The 18,554-nt window shown below is 35.9% G+C and carries 19 protein-coding genes; 17 read left to right on the top strand and 2 right to left on the bottom strand.

The genetic code is table 11. From position 1 onward, the window contains the following. The first annotated feature begins 39 nt into the window (after positions 1-39). On the top strand, positions 40-921 hold the full coding sequence (gene pdxS / locus LXM54_RS21165) for a pyridoxal 5'-phosphate synthase lyase subunit PdxS (RefSeq protein ID WP_233317225.1): 882 nt from the start codon (positions 40-42) through the stop codon (positions 919-921). A gap of 443 nt (positions 922-1,364) precedes the next feature. After that, positions 1,365-2,210, top strand: a complete 846-nt coding sequence (locus LXM54_RS21160) for an aldo/keto reductase (RefSeq protein WP_233317224.1) — start codon at positions 1,365-1,367, stop codon at positions 2,208-2,210. Positions 2,211-2,294: 84 nt separating this feature from the next. Here the strand turns inward: LXM54_RS21160 and LXM54_RS21155 are convergent, their stop codons facing one another. Continuing rightward, complete coding sequence (locus LXM54_RS21155; protein WP_233317223.1) at positions 2,295-3,299, bottom strand: aldo/keto reductase; 1,005 nt, start codon at positions 3,297-3,299, stop codon at positions 2,295-2,297. A gap of 598 nt (positions 3,300-3,897) precedes the next feature. On the opposite strand from LXM54_RS21155, the gene LXM54_RS21150 reads away from it, so the two are divergent. The 8 genes from LXM54_RS21150 to LXM54_RS21115 all read left to right on the top strand — a co-directional run bounded on the left by LXM54_RS21150 (position 3,898) and on the right by LXM54_RS21115 (position 10,377). Beyond that, positions 3,898-5,055 (top strand): sulfite reductase subunit alpha, encoded by a 1,158-nt coding sequence (locus LXM54_RS21150; RefSeq protein ID WP_233317222.1) that lies wholly within the window; start codon positions 3,898-3,900, stop codon positions 5,053-5,055. Between the two features lie 325 nt (positions 5,056-5,380). Beyond that, positions 5,381-5,701 (top strand): PadR family transcriptional regulator, encoded by a 321-nt coding sequence (locus tag LXM54_RS21145; RefSeq protein WP_233317292.1) that lies wholly within the window; start codon positions 5,381-5,383, stop codon positions 5,699-5,701. A gap of 51 nt (positions 5,702-5,752) precedes the next feature. After that, positions 5,753-6,094 (top strand): DUF1048 domain-containing protein, encoded by a 342-nt coding sequence (locus LXM54_RS21140; protein WP_233317221.1) that lies wholly within the window; start codon positions 5,753-5,755, stop codon positions 6,092-6,094. A gap of 234 nt (positions 6,095-6,328) precedes the next feature. Continuing rightward, positions 6,329-7,090: an ABC transporter ATP-binding protein gene (locus LXM54_RS21135; RefSeq protein ID WP_233317220.1), complete on the top strand. Its 762-nt coding sequence runs from the start codon at positions 6,329-6,331 to the stop codon at positions 7,088-7,090. Further along, positions 7,091-7,840, top strand: a complete 750-nt coding sequence (locus LXM54_RS21130) for an ABC transporter permease (protein WP_233317219.1) — start codon at positions 7,091-7,093, stop codon at positions 7,838-7,840. A 202-nt stretch (positions 7,841-8,042) separates the two neighbouring features. Next, entirely contained in the window at positions 8,043-8,579 is a 537-nt protein-coding gene (locus LXM54_RS21125) for a sigma-70 family RNA polymerase sigma factor (RefSeq protein ID WP_233317218.1), read from the top strand. Positions 8,580-8,583: 4 nt separating this feature from the next. Next, positions 8,584-9,504: a hypothetical protein gene (locus LXM54_RS21120; RefSeq protein ID WP_233317217.1), complete on the top strand. Its 921-nt coding sequence runs from the start codon at positions 8,584-8,586 to the stop codon at positions 9,502-9,504. A gap of 72 nt (positions 9,505-9,576) precedes the next feature. Next, the gene (locus LXM54_RS21115) at positions 9,577-10,377 is read left to right on the top strand and encodes an SMI1/KNR4 family protein (RefSeq protein WP_233317216.1); all 801 of its coding nucleotides are present in this window, start codon (positions 9,577-9,579) and stop codon (positions 10,375-10,377) included. A gap of 83 nt (positions 10,378-10,460) precedes the next feature. Here LXM54_RS21115 and LXM54_RS21110 read toward each other — a convergent pair whose 3' ends face one another. Continuing rightward, a complete protein-coding gene (locus tag LXM54_RS21110; protein ID WP_233317215.1) occupies positions 10,461-11,912 on the bottom strand; it encodes an alanine/glycine:cation symporter family protein in 1,452 nt (483 codons plus the stop codon). Positions 11,913-12,816: 904 nt separating this feature from the next. On the opposite strand from LXM54_RS21110, the gene LXM54_RS21105 reads away from it, so the two are divergent. The 7 genes from LXM54_RS21105 to mnhG are packed head-to-tail and all read left to right on the top strand — an operon-like array spanning position 12,817 to position 18,548. Then, a complete protein-coding gene (locus LXM54_RS21105; RefSeq protein WP_233317214.1) occupies positions 12,817-15,216 on the top strand; it encodes a Na+/H+ antiporter subunit A in 2,400 nt (799 codons plus the stop codon). Next, positions 15,203-15,625: a Na(+)/H(+) antiporter subunit B gene (locus LXM54_RS21100; RefSeq protein ID WP_233317291.1), complete on the top strand. Its 423-nt coding sequence runs from the start codon at positions 15,203-15,205 to the stop codon at positions 15,623-15,625. Before LXM54_RS21105 ends, LXM54_RS21100 begins: the two co-directional genes overlap by 14 nt. Then, positions 15,625-15,966, top strand: a complete 342-nt coding sequence (locus LXM54_RS21095) for a Na(+)/H(+) antiporter subunit C (RefSeq protein WP_233317213.1) — start codon at positions 15,625-15,627, stop codon at positions 15,964-15,966. The genes LXM54_RS21100 and LXM54_RS21095 overlap by 1 nt, the downstream gene beginning before the upstream one ends. Then, a complete protein-coding gene (locus LXM54_RS21090) occupies positions 15,959-17,440 on the top strand; it encodes a Na+/H+ antiporter subunit D (protein ID WP_325169592.1) in 1,482 nt (493 codons plus the stop codon). The genes LXM54_RS21095 and LXM54_RS21090 overlap by 8 nt, the downstream gene beginning before the upstream one ends. Positions 17,441-17,444: 4 nt before the next feature. Continuing rightward, entirely contained in the window at positions 17,445-17,921 is a 477-nt protein-coding gene (locus tag LXM54_RS21085; protein WP_233317211.1) for a Na+/H+ antiporter subunit E, read from the top strand. Between the two features lie 14 nt (positions 17,922-17,935). After that, positions 17,936-18,205 carry a Na(+)/H(+) antiporter subunit F1 gene (locus LXM54_RS21080; RefSeq protein ID WP_396953849.1) on the top strand — a complete coding sequence of 90 codons (270 nt, stop codon included), beginning with the start codon at positions 17,936-17,938 and terminating at the stop codon, positions 18,203-18,205. Then, entirely contained in the window at positions 18,189-18,548 is a 360-nt protein-coding gene (mnhG, locus tag LXM54_RS21075; RefSeq protein ID WP_233317209.1) for a monovalent cation/H(+) antiporter subunit G, read from the top strand. The genes LXM54_RS21080 and mnhG overlap by 17 nt, the downstream gene beginning before the upstream one ends. The last annotated feature ends 6 nt before the right edge of the window (positions 18,549-18,554 follow it).

Genomic DNA, 18,554 nt, shown 5'->3' with positions numbered 1-18,554 from the left:
AAAGGTTGATTACATACTAAATCTATAGGAGGAATATGAATGAAAACTGGTACTAATCGAGTAAAACGTGGAATGGCTGAAATGCAAAAGGGCGGCGTTATCATGGACGTTATTAACGCCGAGCAAGCGAAAATTGCTGAAGAGGCAGGAGCAGTAGCAGTAATGGCTCTTGAAAGAGTTCCTTCTGATATTCGTGCTGCAGGTGGAGTAGCGAGAATGGCTGACCCTTCTATTGTAGAAGAAGTTATGAATGCAGTATCTATCCCTGTTATGGCTAAAGCACGTATTGGACATATTGTGGAAGCTAGAGTGCTTGAAGCATTAGGCGTTGATTATATCGATGAAAGTGAAGTTTTAACTCCTGCAGATGAAGAATATCACCTAAATAAAAATGAATATACAGTACCATTTGTTTGTGGATGCCGGGACCTTGGCGAAGCAGCAAGACGCATCGGAGAAGGTGCTTCCATGCTCCGCACAAAAGGCGAACCAGGAACAGGAAATATTGTGGAAGCAGTCCGTCATATTCGAAAAGTAAATGCACAAGTTCGTAAAGTAGTTCATATGAATGAAGATGAGCTAATGACAGAAGCAAAATTATTAGGTGCTCCCTACGAGCTTTTGCTGGAAATTAAAAACTTAGGGCGCCTGCCAGTAGTTAACTTTGCAGCAGGAGGTGTTGCAACACCTGCAGATGCAGCATTAATGATGCAATTAGGAGCAGACGGAGTATTTGTCGGCTCAGGTATCTTTAAATCAGATAATCCAGCTCTATTTGCAAAAGCAATTGTGGAAGCAACTACTCACTACCAAGATTATAAATTAATTGCTGAAATCTCTAAAAATCTAGGAACAGCAATGAAAGGGATTGAAATTGCTAGTCTTGCTCCGGAAGCTCGCATGCAAGAGCGCGGTTGGTAAACTGATAATATAGTAAAAAAAGCCAAATTCACCAGTATGGGGGATTTGGCTTTTTTTGCGCTAAAGGAATAGCAGAGAAATAAAAAAGAGATTGGCAATGCATCAAGTTATTTAAAAAGATATATATATATCTTTTGCCAAGGAAGAAGTATAAAAATCTTTTTTCTAAGCCTTTCAGCCATACAGTCAAGACTATCGCAACCAGTAATTAAAGTATACCGTACTGTTTGAGAGGAATAGGTAATCATTTGATAGAAATGTGGTACCTATTCTTTTTTTATATAAAGGATAATGAAAGGGTTAAAACTTTTTTTGCTGATATTCCTTGCACCATCTGTGAATTATCCAGAAGTAATTTTTAAAATTCCTGTGTTGACTTAGAGTAACACGAATCTAGTAAGATTATGAAGTGCAAGGCAGTAAACTTTTAGGAGGAATATTAGATGGAAACTGTAACTTTATCAAATGGAATAATGATGCCTATTTTAGGGTTTGGAGTTTATCAAATTAATGACCTGGAAGAATGTGAGCGTGTAGTAGGCGAAGCAATAGCAGTTGGCTATCGATCAATCGATACTGCTCAAGCTTATGGGAATGAAGAAGCAGTTGGTAGTTCAGTACGTAAAAGTGGTATACCTCGTGAAGAGTTCTTTATTACTACAAAGGTATGGATTTCAAATGCTGGCTATGAAAAAGCTAAAGCATCAATGGATGAATCCTTGCGTTTACTGCAAACAGAATATATTGACCTCATGTTAATTCATCAACCATTTAATGATTATTATGGTACGTACCGTGCAATGGAAGAGTATTATAAAGCAGGTAAAATCAAAGCAATTGGCGTAAGTAATTTTTATCCAGACCGTTTGATTGATATTGCTCAGTTTAGTGAAATTACACCAATGGTTAACCAAGTGGAAACACATGTGTTCAACCAGCAAAAACAGGCCCAACAAATAATGGAAAAGTACGGAACACAAATTGAATCTTGGGGACCTTTTGCAGAAGGGAAAAATGACTTCTTTCATAATAAAACGTTAAAAGAAATCGGGGAGCAATATGACAAATCTGTGGCCCAAGTGGCTCTGCGCTACTTAATCCAGCGTAAGGTTGTTGTTATTCCAAAAACGGTAACGAAAGAGAGAATGGTTCAGAACTTTGAAGTCTTTGATTTTGTTCTATCACAAGAAGATATGAACAAGATTGAAAAACTTGACCAGGAAAAGAGTTTATTTTTCTCTCATTATGATCCAGAAACAGTTGAATTTTTGACAGGGCTAGTAAGATAACCTAGGATTTCACATAGTAAACTAACAGTAAAAACCCTAATGTCCTGCTTATAGGAAATTAGGGTTTTCTTATATATGGCTTTTTTACTTAGAATTTAAAGCACCAACCACAGGATGTGGAACATAAGGCTCTTCCAAATATGCAACTTCTTCAGTGGTTAACTTCACTGATAACGCACCGACTGAATCTTCAAGATGAGAAATTTTCGTAGCACCTATAATAGGAGCTGTTACTGGTTCTTTCTGAAGCAGCCATGCAAGTGCTATTTGGGATCTAGCTGCACCATGTTTTTCTGCTAACTCGGCAACTCGTTCCACAACTAAACGGTCGTTATGCTCTGTTGAACCGTATTTAGACTTTTGCGTTGCATCTGTTTCAGAACGGAGCGTATCTTCTGACCAATCACGTGTTAATCTGCCTGAAGCTAACGGGCTGTATGGAATTATGCCGATTTTTTCTTCTTTGCATAATGGAAGCATCTCTCGTTCTTCTTCCCGGTATATAAGGTTAAGGTGATTTTGCATAGAGATAAATTTCGTCCACCCGTTCTTCTCAGCGGTATGGTTCGCTTTCAAAAACTGCCATGCATACATGGCTGATGCTCCTATGTATCTTACCTTACCAGCCTTCACTAAATCATGAAGAGCTTCCATCGTCTCTTCAATCGGTGTGTTGTAATCCCAGCGATGTATTTGGTACAAATCGATATAGTCTGTTCCAAGACGTTTAAGACTTTTATCAATTTCACTCATAATATGTTTTCGGGATAGCCCTTTACTGTTTGGACCTTTGCTGTTTAAATCTTTGCCTAATGGGAAGTAAACCTTTGTTGCAATCACAACTTCATCTCGATTAGAAAAATCTTTAAGAGCACGTCCGAGAAATTCTTCACTCGTACCATCTGAGTAGACGTTGGCAGTATCAAAAAAATTAATGCCGGACTCAACCGCTTTTTTAATAACCGTACGACTGCTTTCTTCATCAATTACCCAAGGATGCATCCAGCGTTCCTTCACACCAAAACCCATACATCCAAGGCAAAGTCTAGATACATCTAATCCTGTGTTGCCAAGTTTCGTATAATCCATTGCAATTCCTCACTTTCCCAAATGTTTTTAATCTTTCATTACTAGTATAAAATTATACAGCATTCTTACAATTGTTAAATGATTGGAATATGTATATTAATGAACAGTTTTAACGGAAATGTACATTATCTTTGGTTGAAAGGGAAAAAAATTTTTGTTTATTTATATGTATAAGTATGGAAGAAATGGTCATAATAAGTGATAACAGTTTTATGCACAACACTGTTAACAGCCTTACTCTTTTTGAGTAGGGCGTTTTTTTTTATATGTGGGCGTTGGATGTATAGGAAAAAGAATTTTTCTATTAATAAGTGCAAGCGATTTTTCCTTCAATTATTACAGTTGCGAAACAAGCAGCAGTTTTTATTGCGTTATTATGGAGTTTAGGTGTGTTTGGTTAACATAAAAGAGAAAAGCTAAAAGTCAAAATGGTATAAAAATTTACAAATACGATAGAGATAAATAACTATTTATACTTTTTGGTTGAAAAACTTCTGAAAGCTAAATTATAATTAAAATTATAGTGGTACCTTAATTAAGTGGTTTTTTCATAAAGAACCTCAATTTAAGCATAATCAAATTTTAGGAGATAAAAATTATGAATACACCTGCAAGCCAAACAAATCAAGCGTTCACCAGAAATAACCCATTTCAAGCTAAAGTTCTTAAGAATATTAACCTAAATAGCACAGGTTCAAATAGGGAAACAAGACATCTGGAATTATCTTTAGAAGGATCAGGAATTACTTATAATCCAGGTGATGCTCTAGGTATATACCCGGAAAATGATTCAGTATTGGTAGAGTCCCTGCTTCAAGAAATGAAGTGGGATGGAAATCAAAACATTGTTATAAATAAAACAGGTGATCAGCTTCCTTTAAAGGATGCTTTAACAACATACTTTGAAATTACTTTATTAACTAAGAAAGTATTACAGAACTTTTCTAAAATGGTTGATAATGAGAATTTAAATAGTCTTGTTGCTATAGAAAATGCTTCAGCTTTAAAAGAGTATATGTATGGTCGGGATTTATTAGATATGATTCAAGATTTCGGACCATGCCAAATTGAAGCTCAAGAGTTTGTGACATTATTAAGAAAGATGCCGCCGCGCTTGTATTCGATTTCTAGCAGTCAATCGGCTCACCCAGATGAAGTTCATTTAACAATCAGTGCTGTGCGATATACATCCCACGGCAGAGACAGAAATGGTGTTTGTTCTGTTCAATGTTCAGAACGAATTTCTGAAGGAGATACACTTCCTGTCTACATTCAGGCGAATAAACACTTCGGACTGCCAGAGTCAAATGAGACAGATATCATTATGGTTGGCCCAGGAACGGGAATTGCTCCTTTTCGCTCCTTTATTCAAGAACGTTCTATTAACAAAGGCAGTGGAAGGACTTGGCTGTTCTTTGGGGCGCAACATTCACAAACAGATTTCCTTTATAAAGAAGAGCTAGAAAAACATCAAGAAAATGGGGTTCTTACAAAATTAACTACAGCTTTCTCTCGTGATACAGATGAAAAAGTTTATGTCCAAAATAAAATGCTGGAATCTAGCAAGGAATTATATGAATGGTTACAAGGTGGAGCGCATTTTTATGTTTGTGGTGATAAGGAATATATGGCTAAAGACGTTCATAACACTTTGATAGAGATATTCTCAAAAGAAGGAAATATGAGTCAAGAAGAAGCAGAAGAAAAAGTGCAAGAACTGCAAAAGACTAAAAGATACCAAAAAGATGTGTATTAATTAGTTGCGATAATGCTAAGTAAATGAGCGTATTTTCCGGGAACATTAATCTAAGATAGATTAATGTTCTTTTTTGTATTTAAAGTGTTGATAATATTGTTTTCTTGAAAGAGACCTTCAAGGTGGCAGGGAAAGCAAATGGGTATTAGCTGGTTTTTAAAATATGTAATAAATCCAATTGACACTCTTCGCTACTCGGTGATACAATGTACTTGTAATAAGTAATACTTAATAGCGAGATGGCCAAAGCTATTGAGTAAATAGGTTAGCTAAGGTACTAAGTGATACTGAATATAAGTCTTACATTATAGAGGAGGTGCCGGGCATCGAAAATTTAACGGAAATGCTGAAAGGTTCGTTAGAAGGATGCGTGTTGGAAATCATCAGCCGTCAAGAAACATATGGCTATGAAATTACTCGCCGCCTGAACGACCTTGGATTTACTGAAGTCGTCGAAGGAACGGTCTACACCATTCTAATGCGATTAGAAAAGAAGAAACTAGTGAATATCGAGAAGAAACCATCGGATATGGGACCACCACGCAAGTTTTATTCACTTAATGAAGCAGGCCGTCAGGAACTAACATTGTTTTGGAAAAGATGGGATTTTGTTTCGTCAAAAATTAATATGTTAAAGACAACTTAACGATAAGATATCACGTGTGCATTGTACTGCTTATTAAAAGGAGGAATAAACATGATGGAATTATTTAAAAAATTAATTGGTGATAAAAAAGAATACAAGATGATGATGGCAAGGGTAGAGGCACTTCCGGAGGACTACCAGTTTGTATTTAAGAAAATTCAAGACTATATGTGGAAATTCTCAGCGGGCAATGGTATGGATATGCTTCATATGCAATATGAATTAATTGATTTATTCGAAGCAGGCTCCGCAGAAGGAAGGCAAGTGCTAGAGATTACTGGGGAAGATGTTGCTTCCTTTGCTGACGAACTAGTGGCTAATGCTAAAACTTATGTCGCTAAATACCGTGAAGATTTGAATAAGAGCATCATTGATCGATTAGGAAAAAAATAAAATTACAAGCGATAATACAGACTGAATAGCTGGTTGAAATCAAAATTTGCCACCTTCGTTATTCAGTTAAATTTTTACCTCAGTACTAAGTATCACTGATTATCGGTCAGACTAAATAGCGGAGTATAATTGGTTGCCTCTACAAAATAACAGATTAATACTTCGCATTGTCTAAAAGGCAGCAGCTTGTGATTGTTGAACAAATCCTGCTGTCTTATAAAAGGAGGAAGAAGAATGAGCAATGCCGTTATTTCTGTAAAAGGATTAAAAAAATCATTTAAAGAGAAGGAAGTTTTAAAAGCAGTCGATTTTGAGGTGAAGCAAGGGGAAGTTTTTGCATTGCTTGGCTCAAATGGAGCGGGTAAGACGACAATAGTCAACATTCTCTCAACCCTGTTGAAATCTGATGAAGGGCAAGTGAGTATCTGCCAATTTGATGTCAGGAGTCAGCCGGAACATGTTCGCCGGAGTATCAGCTTAACAGGACAGTTCGCCACATTAGATGACATGCTCACTGGACGTGAAAACCTAATATTAATTGCCAAGTTGCGGAGAGTTTCTAATCCTTCCGAAGTTGCTGACAATCTGCTTGCAAGATTCAGTCTGCGTGAAGCGGCCAACCTTCGGGCAGATAAATATTCTGGCGGAATGAAACGCCGGCTTGACATCGCCATGAGTTTAATTGGAAAACCAGCCGTTATTTTTTTAGACGAACCGACGACAGGGCTTGACCCTGAAGCACGGCTTGAAGTCTGGGATACTATCAAGGAACTTGCTGGCAGCGGTACGACTATATTGCTTACGACCCAGTACCTAGAAGAAGCAGAACAATTAGCGGATCGTATCGCCATCTTGCATAGTGGAAAAATCATCACTACAGGTACTCTTACAGAATTAAAAGAGATGTTTCCACCAGCTAAAGTGGAGTATATCGAAAAGAAGCCGTCATTGGAGGAAATCTTTCTCACAATCATCGGTAAAAAGGAGGGCATTTAAATGAAAAATAATACTGGGGTGTTACTGGGGCGGTTAATGCGTAATATAATGCGCAGCCCTGACACAATTATTACAGTAGCAATTACACCAATAATGATGATGTTGTTGTTTGTCTATGTGTTTGGCGGAGCTATACAGACAGGAACAGACAATTATGTTAATTATTTATTGCCGGGAATCTTGCTTATGGCTATAGCAAGTGGTGTTGCCTACACATCTTTGCGGCTCTTTACAGATGTGAAAAGCGGTCTGATGGCTCGTTTCATTACGATGCCGATTAAGCGCTCCTCGATATTGTGGGCTCACGTGTTTACGTCTATTTTCTCTAATGCGTTAACAGTTGTGATAGTTATCTTCGTTGCACTCTTAATGGGATTCCGTTCAAGCGCTAATATCTTGGATTGGTTCGCCGTAGCTGGAATCCTGGGATTGTTTACACTAGCATTGACATGGCTAGCGATTATTCCTGGATTGAAAGCAAGTTCTATGGAAGGAGCAACAGCATACTCGTACCCGCTAATTTTTCTGCCGTTTATCAGTTCAGCTTTTGTTCCCACTGAGACCATGCCTAAAATTGTCCGTGCGTTTGCTGAAAACCAACCTGTTACTTCAATCGTGAATACGATTCGAGCTTTCTTATATGAAGAGTCTGTTGGCCACGATATTTGGCTAGCGCTAGCCTGGTGTGTCGGCATTATGGTCCTTGCGTACTTCTTTGCTAGTAAAGAATTTAAACGGAAGCTAGGGTAAGGTAAATATCATCTTACTTACAGTTCGCCAATACAACAGTTCAGTCAGAAAGACTCTTTAAAGCTTCAAATATTATAATTAACATGAAGGGAATTCATAATTTTCTCAAATGGATTCCCTCCTATTCTGGAGAAAGTGAAACATTTTACTGTTTTGAGTCGTCAATAGTTAAACCAACCAGAAGGAGATGTTTTATTGCGTAATGATATTAAGCAAAGAGGAATCCCATCCAAAGCGACGTGAGGAAATATTAAGAGAACTTATTGATCTCTATGCAGAAAGTATTAAAATGTTAGCTTATACATATGTGAAAAACTGGTCAGCTGCAGAGGATATTACACAAGACGTATTTATAAAGTGTTATGAAAAAATGGAAGGTTTCAGAGGGGATAGTACATATAAGACATGGCTTTATAAGATTACCCGAAATAAATGTAAAGATTATTTGAAAAGTAGATGGTATCGATCGTTTATTCCTACAGATTTTATGAAAGAAAAGATTGAAACAACGGAGGAACTTTCTACTGAAGATCAAGTAATAAACAAATTTGATGACTTAGAATTATCCCAAAAGGTATTAACCCTGCCGACTAAGTATCGAGAAATTATTATATTATTTTACTATGAAGAGTTAAAAATTAAAGAAATACAAACTTTAACAAATTTGAATGCTGATACTATTAAAACTAGGTTAAGGCGAGGAAAACAAATGCTTCAAAAGAATGTAGAAAGGGGTTAAGGGAATGAGTGAAGATTTGAAGTCTTTAAGAAGGAGTTTGAATAGTACTGTTCTAAAACATGGGAAAATGAGTATTACTGATAAGGAAAGATTGTATCAAACTGTTATTTATCATAAAGACTCAAAAAAACGTTTTTCTTTTGCACCCGTACTCTCAATTGCTGCTATTGCTTGTTTTGCTCTTTTTATTGGTAGTTTTGTATTTAAGCAAATGGAAAACACGGAAAATCAGCAAAATCAACTGGCTCTAATTAACAATCAAGAGGAGAATGAAGAAAAAACAAATAGTAAAAGGGAAGAACAAAAAGGTAATAATTCAAATTTAGCAAGTTTTTTATATGAACTAAACCTTAGGCTAAGTGATGCGGCTACAAGAACTCCGCTTGGAAAGGATTACGCAACCGAAGTGGGGAAGTTTGCCGAAAATCTTTCTGGTGAATATACTTCAAAGGAGAAAGAGACAACGATTGCAGATAAATTGATGGAAATAGGTTCACTAGGTAAAAGTCTACAAAATGCAGATAATGATGAAAAAAGAATGGAAGATATTGTAGAGCTAGAAAGAGTAGTTAATCAATTGATAGTGATCGCAGAAGCTCATGGAATTATAGATGAAAGAAATAACATTATAGAAAAAACTGAATTCGAAAACTTAGAAAGTTGGTTAAGCAGTTTAAAAGAAAGTATTCATGCTGATTCATATGAACCATATAGTGATCGCAGACAATACGAAAATCATATAGGCAATGCTGCTAAAGCATATGCTAAGCATTTTGCAGCGTTAGAGAAAAATACATCTGTAAAAGAGCAGTTAGAGGAAATCGCAGAAATATCCAATCAAATTGAGAAAGAAAAAGAAGATGAAAAGAGAACAACACTACTGAATAAATTGGATGGAATGGTTGAGCAACTGTTAGTAGATTAGTAATACAAGAGATTATATGTGGCAGTATAAGTGACAAGAAAAAACTATTATCGTTGGAAAGGCTGGTTTTAAATGGATATTTGGCATGTTGAATCAAGCCAATACAGATTGGATAATCTGTCAGATGAAGATATACATTTGGCAGAAGATTATTTTGGAGTTAAATTACCTGCTGATTACATCAAACTATTAAAAAAACAAAATGGTGGAACACTAATATATAATGCACTACCTTTAGCTTTAAATAGATGGGATGGAGATGACTATTTAGAAATAGATAATCTTCGTGGAATAAAAAAAGATAAAGGGATAATGGAAACAGATTATTTCAAACAAGAGTGGGGGATTAGTAAAAGTAATATTATTTTAATCAGCGGGGATGGTCATAGTTGTTTTGCCCTAGACTACAATCATGGCGAAGAACCAAAGGTTATATATATTGAAACAGATACAGAAAGAATCACCCAAATATATGATACTTTTCAAGAATTCATCAACCACTTATACGTACATGAGCATGATGAAGAGGAAGGCTTAAGAACAACGCCGCTTCCAACAATTGAGGATGCTAGAAAGTTAATTAATAGTACCGAAGAGGATCATATTATAGAGGGTTTTGATATATTTAATTCGTTTATATATGATGAAAGTATCCATGAGGAATATTTTGGTTATGTAATGAATTTGATAAAAAGTGGAAATGAAGATTTAAAAGATTATGCAGCAGAAGCGGTATGGAGAGTAGTAACTGCACAATATGTAATAGATAAATCTTTAATTGAGAAAGTTATTGTTGAACTTAAAAATGATAATGATCCGACCATTCAATATTTTCTTGAAGAAATAGAAGAAACTATTAAAGATATAAATTAACTTCTTAATACAAAAATAAATCTAGTTCATTATTGACTCGTAAAGAAACCACCCTCAACTTAAACGGGTGGTTCATAGTTTTATTAAACAGCTTTATCGTTCTTTTTATCTTCCTTTACCCAAAAGTCCGCATTTTTAATGCCTAAAGGTTCAGGATTAAACACAGGATCTAAGCCTTGCTTTTTCTGTTTTTCATAATCTTTTAGTGCAATAATAGCTGGTTTTGCCAGTATTACGATAGCGATCATGTTAAGCCATACCATTAATCCTAAACCAACATCTCCAAGAGCCCAAGCGAGGCTGGCTGTTTTTACAGTGCCATAAAAGGTTGTAGCAAGTAAAACCAGTTTCAACAAGTCTGAGAATAATCTATTATTTTTATTGCGAAGCAAATAAGTCAAATTTGTTTCTGCGATATAATAATAAGCCATAATTGTCGTGAATGCGAATAAGAAGAGGGCAATTGCTACAAAACCGGAACCAAACCCTGGGATTATACTGTCAATCGCAGCTTGGGTAAATCCTGGTCCTGCCTCTACGCCTTCCACATTATTGACGATCATTGTTCCATTGGGTGCTTCTGTATTGTACATTCCAGTAAACAAGATCATAAAGGCAGTAGCTGAGCAGACAAGCAATGTGTCGATATATACAGAGAATGCCTGTACAAGCCCTTGTTTTACTGGATGAGTAACTTCTGCAGCTGCTGAAGGGTGTGGTCCTGTTCCTTGACCTGCTTCATTCGAATAGATTCCCCGTTTAACTCCCCAGGCAATTGCCATGCCCATCATGCCGCCAAATGTAGCCTCAAGGTTAAAGGCGCTTTTAAATATTAGGGCAAAAACACCTGGCAGTTCTTGAATATTAATGACAACAATGATGATGGATAAAAGTATATAACCAAGGGCCATGATTGGAACAACTACCTGTGCTACATTAGCTATCCGTTTGACACCGCCAAATATAATAAATCCTAGCAGCACAACTATCAATATTCCTGTAATGTATGTAGGAAGATTAAAGGCATTCTTCATTCCAACAGCTATTGAATTTGACTGTACCCCAGGCATTAATATTGCCATGGAGATGATTGCTGCCCCTGCAAAAAGAAAGGCAAACCACTTTGAGCCAATTCCTTTTTCGATATAGTAAGCAGGTCCACCTCTATATTGCCCGTCTTGTTTTACTTTATATATTTGAGCAAGTGTTGACTCGATAAATGCTGTGGAAGCTCCAATAAATGCCATAAACCACATCCAAAACACAGCACCAGGCCCTCCAAAGGCAATTGCGGTTGCAACTCCAGCAATGTTGCCTGTCCCGACCCTTCCAGATAAAGCAATTGAAAGTGCTTGAAAAGAGGAGACACCTGCTTCTGAACTTTTTCCTTGGAACATTAGGACGATCATTTCCTTCACAAGTCGGATTTGAAGGAATCTAGAGACAAATGTAAAAATGAGGCCTACTATTAGTACAATATAAATGACTGGAGTACTCCATAATATCCCGTTAATAAAAGTTACTATTTCTTCCATAAACACACTCCTTTACCACTTTATTTTTTAAAATTCTGAATTATATTATATTTTACTAAAAGCTATAAAACAATAAAAATTATTGCCCTATTGTAAAGGTTGAAAACATTTTAATTATTTTTTGGAAAACAGCAAGAAAACCTCTCAATAAAAATACATGGAAGATTTTCTTGTTTATATTATCATTTTGTATGTAGTTATCATGGGTCTATATGGAGAAAGGGTTCATTACGATTATTTTTAATGTCTATTTATAATTAATACATTATAAACATATAGTTATAAAAGGGAGACTAACTTAAATATTTTTTTAAGTTTTTTTATAGATAAAAAGGGGTATTAAAGATAAGTACTTGAATGGAATTTGGTTTTAGGATAAAATGGGGCAGATAAGAATTGAAGTTACGAAAGTTAAATGATAATGTGAGTAAAAAATGGAGGAGCCTGTCACTAGGGGATAACTATGCCCTAATGACAGGCTTTTTTTATTGTACTTTTATAAAACTTTATTAACTCTAACATATTCTCTTGATTGAAAAGAGGCATGCATTTTACTTTGAAAAACCTTTTCTAGTTCATTAGTAGTTGGGATTAGTGCTTCCATTTCTAAAACATGAGTGAGTAAAGAAGTTTCACGTTTCTGCTTTTCAGCCAGTTGCCAAAAACTTAAAAAAAGTATAAAAATAGAGATGGATTTTTTCCATTTTATCCTGATCTGCACCACCAGTATTAGGTTTGGTTTATAGGCAGTAATTTATACAAATTACCAATCTATATAGGTTTTCACATATTTGGTTAGTCTGAAGAAAACACTACTAAAGAGTCACAACGTAGGATTATTAAGAAAAACATAATTTGCTTTTCCTGTTTATAACAATAGATATTTATATTAGGGGGGATTTCTTTGTCTTTGCTTCATTTAGCGGTAATTTCACCATTCTTACTTGCTATTTTTGTACCTATCCTGTTTAAGGTTTTTAGGGGAGTACATACGGGGTGGTTTGTTCTTACATTGCCAGTTCTTTTGTTCAGTTATTTTTTATCTTTTATATCAATCACCTCTGCTCAACAAACTGTCACCAAATCCTTTGCTTGGATTCCATCTCTAGGAATAGACTTTACGGTTAAGGTCGATGGTTTAGCTTTGTTATTTGCACTATTAATTACAGGTATTGGTTCTTTAGTGGTTCTTTATTCTGTGTATTACTTACAAAAGGATAAAGAACAGTTAAAAAATTTTTATGTATATTTGCTGCTGTTCATGGGAGCAATGCTCGGTGTTGTTCTGTCAGATAACTTGATTGTTTTGTATACTTTTTGGGAATTCACTAGCTTTTCTTCCTTTTTACTAATTGGCTATTGGTACAAACGTGAAAAGTCACGGTATGGCGCCCAAAAATCAATGCTGATTACTGTTTTTGGCGGACTTTCCATGTTAGGAGGTATCATTCTACTCTATGTAATGACAGGGACCTTCAGCATTTCTGCGATCATTCAGCAATCGCCAGAACTAATGACAAATCACTTATTTATACCAGCAATGCTTTGTATTTTACTTGGAGCTTTTACAAAATCAGCTCAATTTCCATTTCATATTTGGTTACCGGATGCTATGGAAGCTCCAACGCCTGTAAGTGCCTATCTTCATTCAGCAACAATGGTGAAAGCGGGGATTTATTTAGTAGCGAGAATGAGTCCAGTCTTTGCTGAAACGGCTCTATGGGTATGGTTAGTAGCAGGGTTTGGGATTGTCACATTGTTTTGGGGTTCTTTCTCAGCCGTTAAACAAACAGACTTAAAAGGCATCCTTGCCTTTTCAACGATTAGTCAACTCGGGATGATTATGACATTGCTTGGTATTGGTGGAGCTGCGTTACACTTCGATTCTATTAAAGACAGTTATTATATGGTCGCTACAGCAGCAGCTGTATTCCATTTAATTAATCATGCCACCTTTAAGGGTGCTCTATTTATGGTAGTTGGAATTGTCGATCATGAAACCGGAACAAGAGATATCCGTAAGCTTGGTGGATTAATGCCATTCATGCCAATTACCTTTACTGTTGCGATTATTGGGACGTTTTCGATGGCTGGTCTTCCGCCTTTTAATGGGTTCTTAAGTAAGGAAATGTTTTTCACTGCTATGGTACGTGTGTTAAGCATGGATATCTTAAATATGGAAACGATTGGAATACTGTTTCCTGTTATCGCGTGGATTGCTAGTATTTTTACTTTTGTGTACAGCATGATTTTAGTATTCAAAACGTTCACTGGCAAATTTCAGCCTGAGAAGCTTAAGAAAAAGCCGCATGAGGCTCCAATTGGCATGTTAATTCCACCGGTTGTTTTGGCTTCACTTGTTATTGCATTTGGATTTTTTCCTAATGTTCTTTCAAATACCATTATTTCACCAGCCGTTTCTGCTATCATGCCTGACTTTGCAGTCGATGTTCATATTTCATTCTGGCATGGTTTTAATACGGAGCTATATATGACTATTGGTGTTATTGCAATTGGTTTCTTGCTGTACAAGACTTATCCAAGATGGAGAGAGGTTTATAAGATTTTCCCTGAGAAACTGTCCTTAAACCATCTTTATGATGGTGCATTAAATAGGACAGAAAAGGTTTCTCGCAGAATAACCAGCAGTATCTTAACGGGATCCTCTAGAACGTATCTTCTCTACTTGTTTATATTTTTTATTCTTATTCTAGGAGCTACGTTATTTATAAAGGATGCCTTTAAGTTTGATACAAGTAATATATCAAACATTCATATTGCTGAGGTCATCCTTGCTGTCGGTATTTGCATTGTAGCGATAAGCATTCTTTTCGTTAAATCACGATTGACTTCAATTATTTTATTGGGAGCGGTTGGCTATTCTGTTTCCTTATTTTTTGTGATATACAGAGCTCCTGATTTGGCATTAACTCAACTTGTTATTGAAACAATATCTGTTGCGTTATTTTTGCTTTGTTTTTATCATTTGCCAAAGCTAAAGAAGCGCGAAGAACGAATTTCGTTTAAATTAACAAATGCCCTTATTTCTATAGGGGTCGGAGCCATTGTTATTCTGATTGGCTTATCAGCACACAGCAATAAGTTATTTGATTCGATTGCACACTATTATATTGAAAACACGTATAAAGAGGCAGCGGGGAAGAATATGGTAAATGTCATCTTAGTTGATTTCCGCGGACTTGACACCATGTTTGAAATTACTGTCCTGGCAATTGCTGCAATTGGTATTTTTGGATTAATTAAGCTACGCCTTAAGGGAGGGAAGAAAACTGAAAACAAATGATGTAATTTTACAAACCACAACGAAAATCGTATTATTTATCATTCTTATCTTCTCTGTGTTTATTTTCTTCACAGGTCATTACACACCAGGAGGAGGCTTCGTAGGGGGGCTATTAACATCTGGAGCTATTGTATTATTACTATTGGCTTTTGACTTAAAGACGGTAAAAAAAATATTGCCATTTAATTATATGTACATGATTGCAACAGGGCTTCTTTTTTCCATTGGAACAGGAGCAGGGGCATTGCTTTTCAACATTCCCTTCCTTACGCATGCGTATACGCATATAGATATTCCAATCTTAGGAGACCTTTCCCTGCATACAGCTACGATTTTTGATTTAGGTGTTTTCTTAGTAGTTGTAGGAGTAACAATGACTATTATTCAAACGATTGGAGGAGATGAATAATGGAAATAATCATGATCTTTGTTATTGGGATATTGTTTATGTGTGCAACCTATTTAATGCTTTCCAAAAGTTTGCTGCGCATTATTGTAGGAACTGGGTTATTAAGTCATGGAGCTCATTTGCTTATTTTAACAATGGGAGGCTTAAAAAAGGGAGCTGCGCCATTGCTTGGGGAAAATGCAGAAACCTATACAGACCCAATTCCTCAGGCATTAATTTTAACGGCTATTGTCATTAGTTTTGGGGTAACAGCCTTTTTCTTAGTTTTAGCCTATCGTGCGTATCAAGAGCTTGGTACTGACAATATGGAAAAATTGAGAGGAATGGATGGCAATGATTAATTTTTTACTTTTACCCATACTAATTCCTTTAATTACGGGAGTTATAATGATTTTCTTTTCGAAAAACGTTATCGCTCAAAGGTGGATTTCAGGTATATCCTCCATTTTAAATGTAATTGTATCTGTCCTATTAGTACAAAAGATTAGACAGGATGGTATACAAACACTGGATGTTTCTAGCTGGGAAGCTCCATTCGGAATTACGCTCGTATCTGACATGTTATCAGCATTGCTTGTGCTTACTACTAGTATTGTTGCATGTACTACTCTCCTTTACTCTTTCCGAAGTATTGGAGAAGCGCGGGAAAGGTTCTATTACTATCCATGTTTTAACTTTTTAATTGTTGGCGTAAATGGTGCATTTACAACAGGAGATATTTTCAATCTGTTTGTATTTTTTGAAGTGATGTTGATGGCATCTTATGCCCTTATTGTACTTGGAGGAACAAAAATACAACTGCGTGAATCTATAAAATATCTTCTTGTGAATATTATTTCTTCTGCTTTATTTGTTATCACAGTTGCTTATTTGTATTCAGTTGTTGGGACACTGAATATGGCCCATATTTCGGAAAGAATTAGTGAAGTGGGGCAGCCGGGAATTGTAACAGTCATTGCTATTTTATTTTTAGTAGTTTTTGGGTTAAAAGGAGCGGTTTTCCCCTTATACTTCTGGCTTCCAGGTTCTTACTATGCTCCGCCTATTCCCGTAATGGCGTTATTCGGGGCTTTGCTGACAAAGGTAGGGGTATACTCGATTATGAGAACATACACTTTACTTTTTTATCATGATACTGGCTATACTAGCAAGATTTTAGCCATTCTGGCCATATTGAGTATTATCTTTGGTTTAATTGGTGCACTTGCTTTTTCGGACATCAAAAAAATTATTATTTACAATATTATAATTGCAGTTGGCGTTATTCTATTTGGTATTTCTGCGATGACACCAGATTCGCTTACAGGTTCGGTGTTTTATTTAATTCACGATATGATTATTAAAGCCACGCTATTTCTATTAGTAGGTATTATGATCAGTATTACTGGAACTAGTAATTTAAAAGAGATTAGTGGACTGATTAAACAATACCCTGGTTTAGCCTGGACCTTTTTCTTAAGTGCATTATCCCTTGCAGGAATTCCTCCTTTAAGCGGTTTTATCGGAAAGCTTTTAATTGTAAAAGGTGGTTTTGAAGCAGAGAATTACCTTGGTGCTGCTATTGTATTACTATCTAGTCTTCTAATATTGCTTTCGATTATGAAAATTTTTATAAATGGATTTTGGGGTACACCTCGTTCCTATGATGGGGAGGAGAAAGTACCAGTGAAGACTTTAATGATTGCACCAATAATCCTAATTATGATTTCGATTCTTTATGGTGTTGGAGCTGAAGCGGTTTATCCGTATATCTCACAGGCAGCTGAGACATTGGTTAAACCAGAAATTTATATTGATGCAGTCTTAAAGGAGTGATAACGTGGCATTTCAACTATTATTAAACGTGCTTCTTGGATTTATGTGGATGGTAATGACTGTATCGTTTGAACCTGTTGCTTTTTTAAAAGGATATCTTTTTGGTTTGCTAATCCTCTATATATTCAGGAATTTCTTTTCATCTCGATTTTACCTTTTTAGAATACTTGCTGTATTGAATCTCACATATATTTTTATTAGAGAATTAATCAGCTCAAACATAGCAGTTGTAAAAACGGTCTTAAAGCCAAAGTTGGATATGAAGCCGGGTATTTTTGCATATCCCACCATTTTAGAAAAGAATTGGGAGATAACCATTCTAGCAAATCTGATCACCTTGACACCTGGAACTTTAGTGATTGAAGTATCTCCTGATAACAAAATATTATATGTGCATGCTTTGGATATTAATGATGCACAAGAATCCATTGACTCTATTAAAAACACATTTGAGAAAGCAATTCTGGAGGTGGGGCGATAATGTTTGAAACATTTATGTATATTGCAATATTGTTAATCGTCATTGCTATGATAGGATTTACCTACAGAGCAATTAAAGGCCCAACAACACCTGATAGAGTGGTTGCACTAGATGCTATCGGTATTAGCTTAGCAGGTCTTACCGCACTAATATCCATTGTATTAAATACGAGTGCTTTTCTTGAAGTTATTTTAGTCATTGGTATTCTGGCATTCATTGGTACTGTAGCCTTTTCTAAGTTTTTAGAGAAGGGAGAGGTGATTGAAAATGACCGAGATAGTTAAGGTGATTGTTGGCTTATTAATTGCCATTGGAGTTCTTCTTCATTTAGTAGCTGCTTTAGGTGTTATAAGACTTCCAGACGTATATACAAGGAATCACGCAGCATCCAAAGCATCAACACTTGGAATCATGGTTATTCTACTTGCTACTTTTCTATATTTTTATTTTATTAATGGTCATTTTAATTCAAGGATTTTACTGGGGATTGTTTTCTTCTTTCTAACGTCACCTGTTGCAGGGCATTTAATCGGTAGAGCTGCCTATAATTCAGGCGTAGAGCTATGGGATAAAAGTATACAAGATGATCTAAAGAGTAGTAAAGACGAAAAGAGACTTCAGAAATAAGGAATA

It is taken from the genome of Bacillus sp. Au-Bac7 (assembly GCF_021341655.1).
Taxonomy (GTDB): domain Bacteria; phylum Bacillota; class Bacilli; order Bacillales; family Cytobacillaceae; genus Niallia.
Note: the sequence above shows the minus strand (reverse complement) of the source record. Positions and strands in the feature narration are given on the sequence as shown.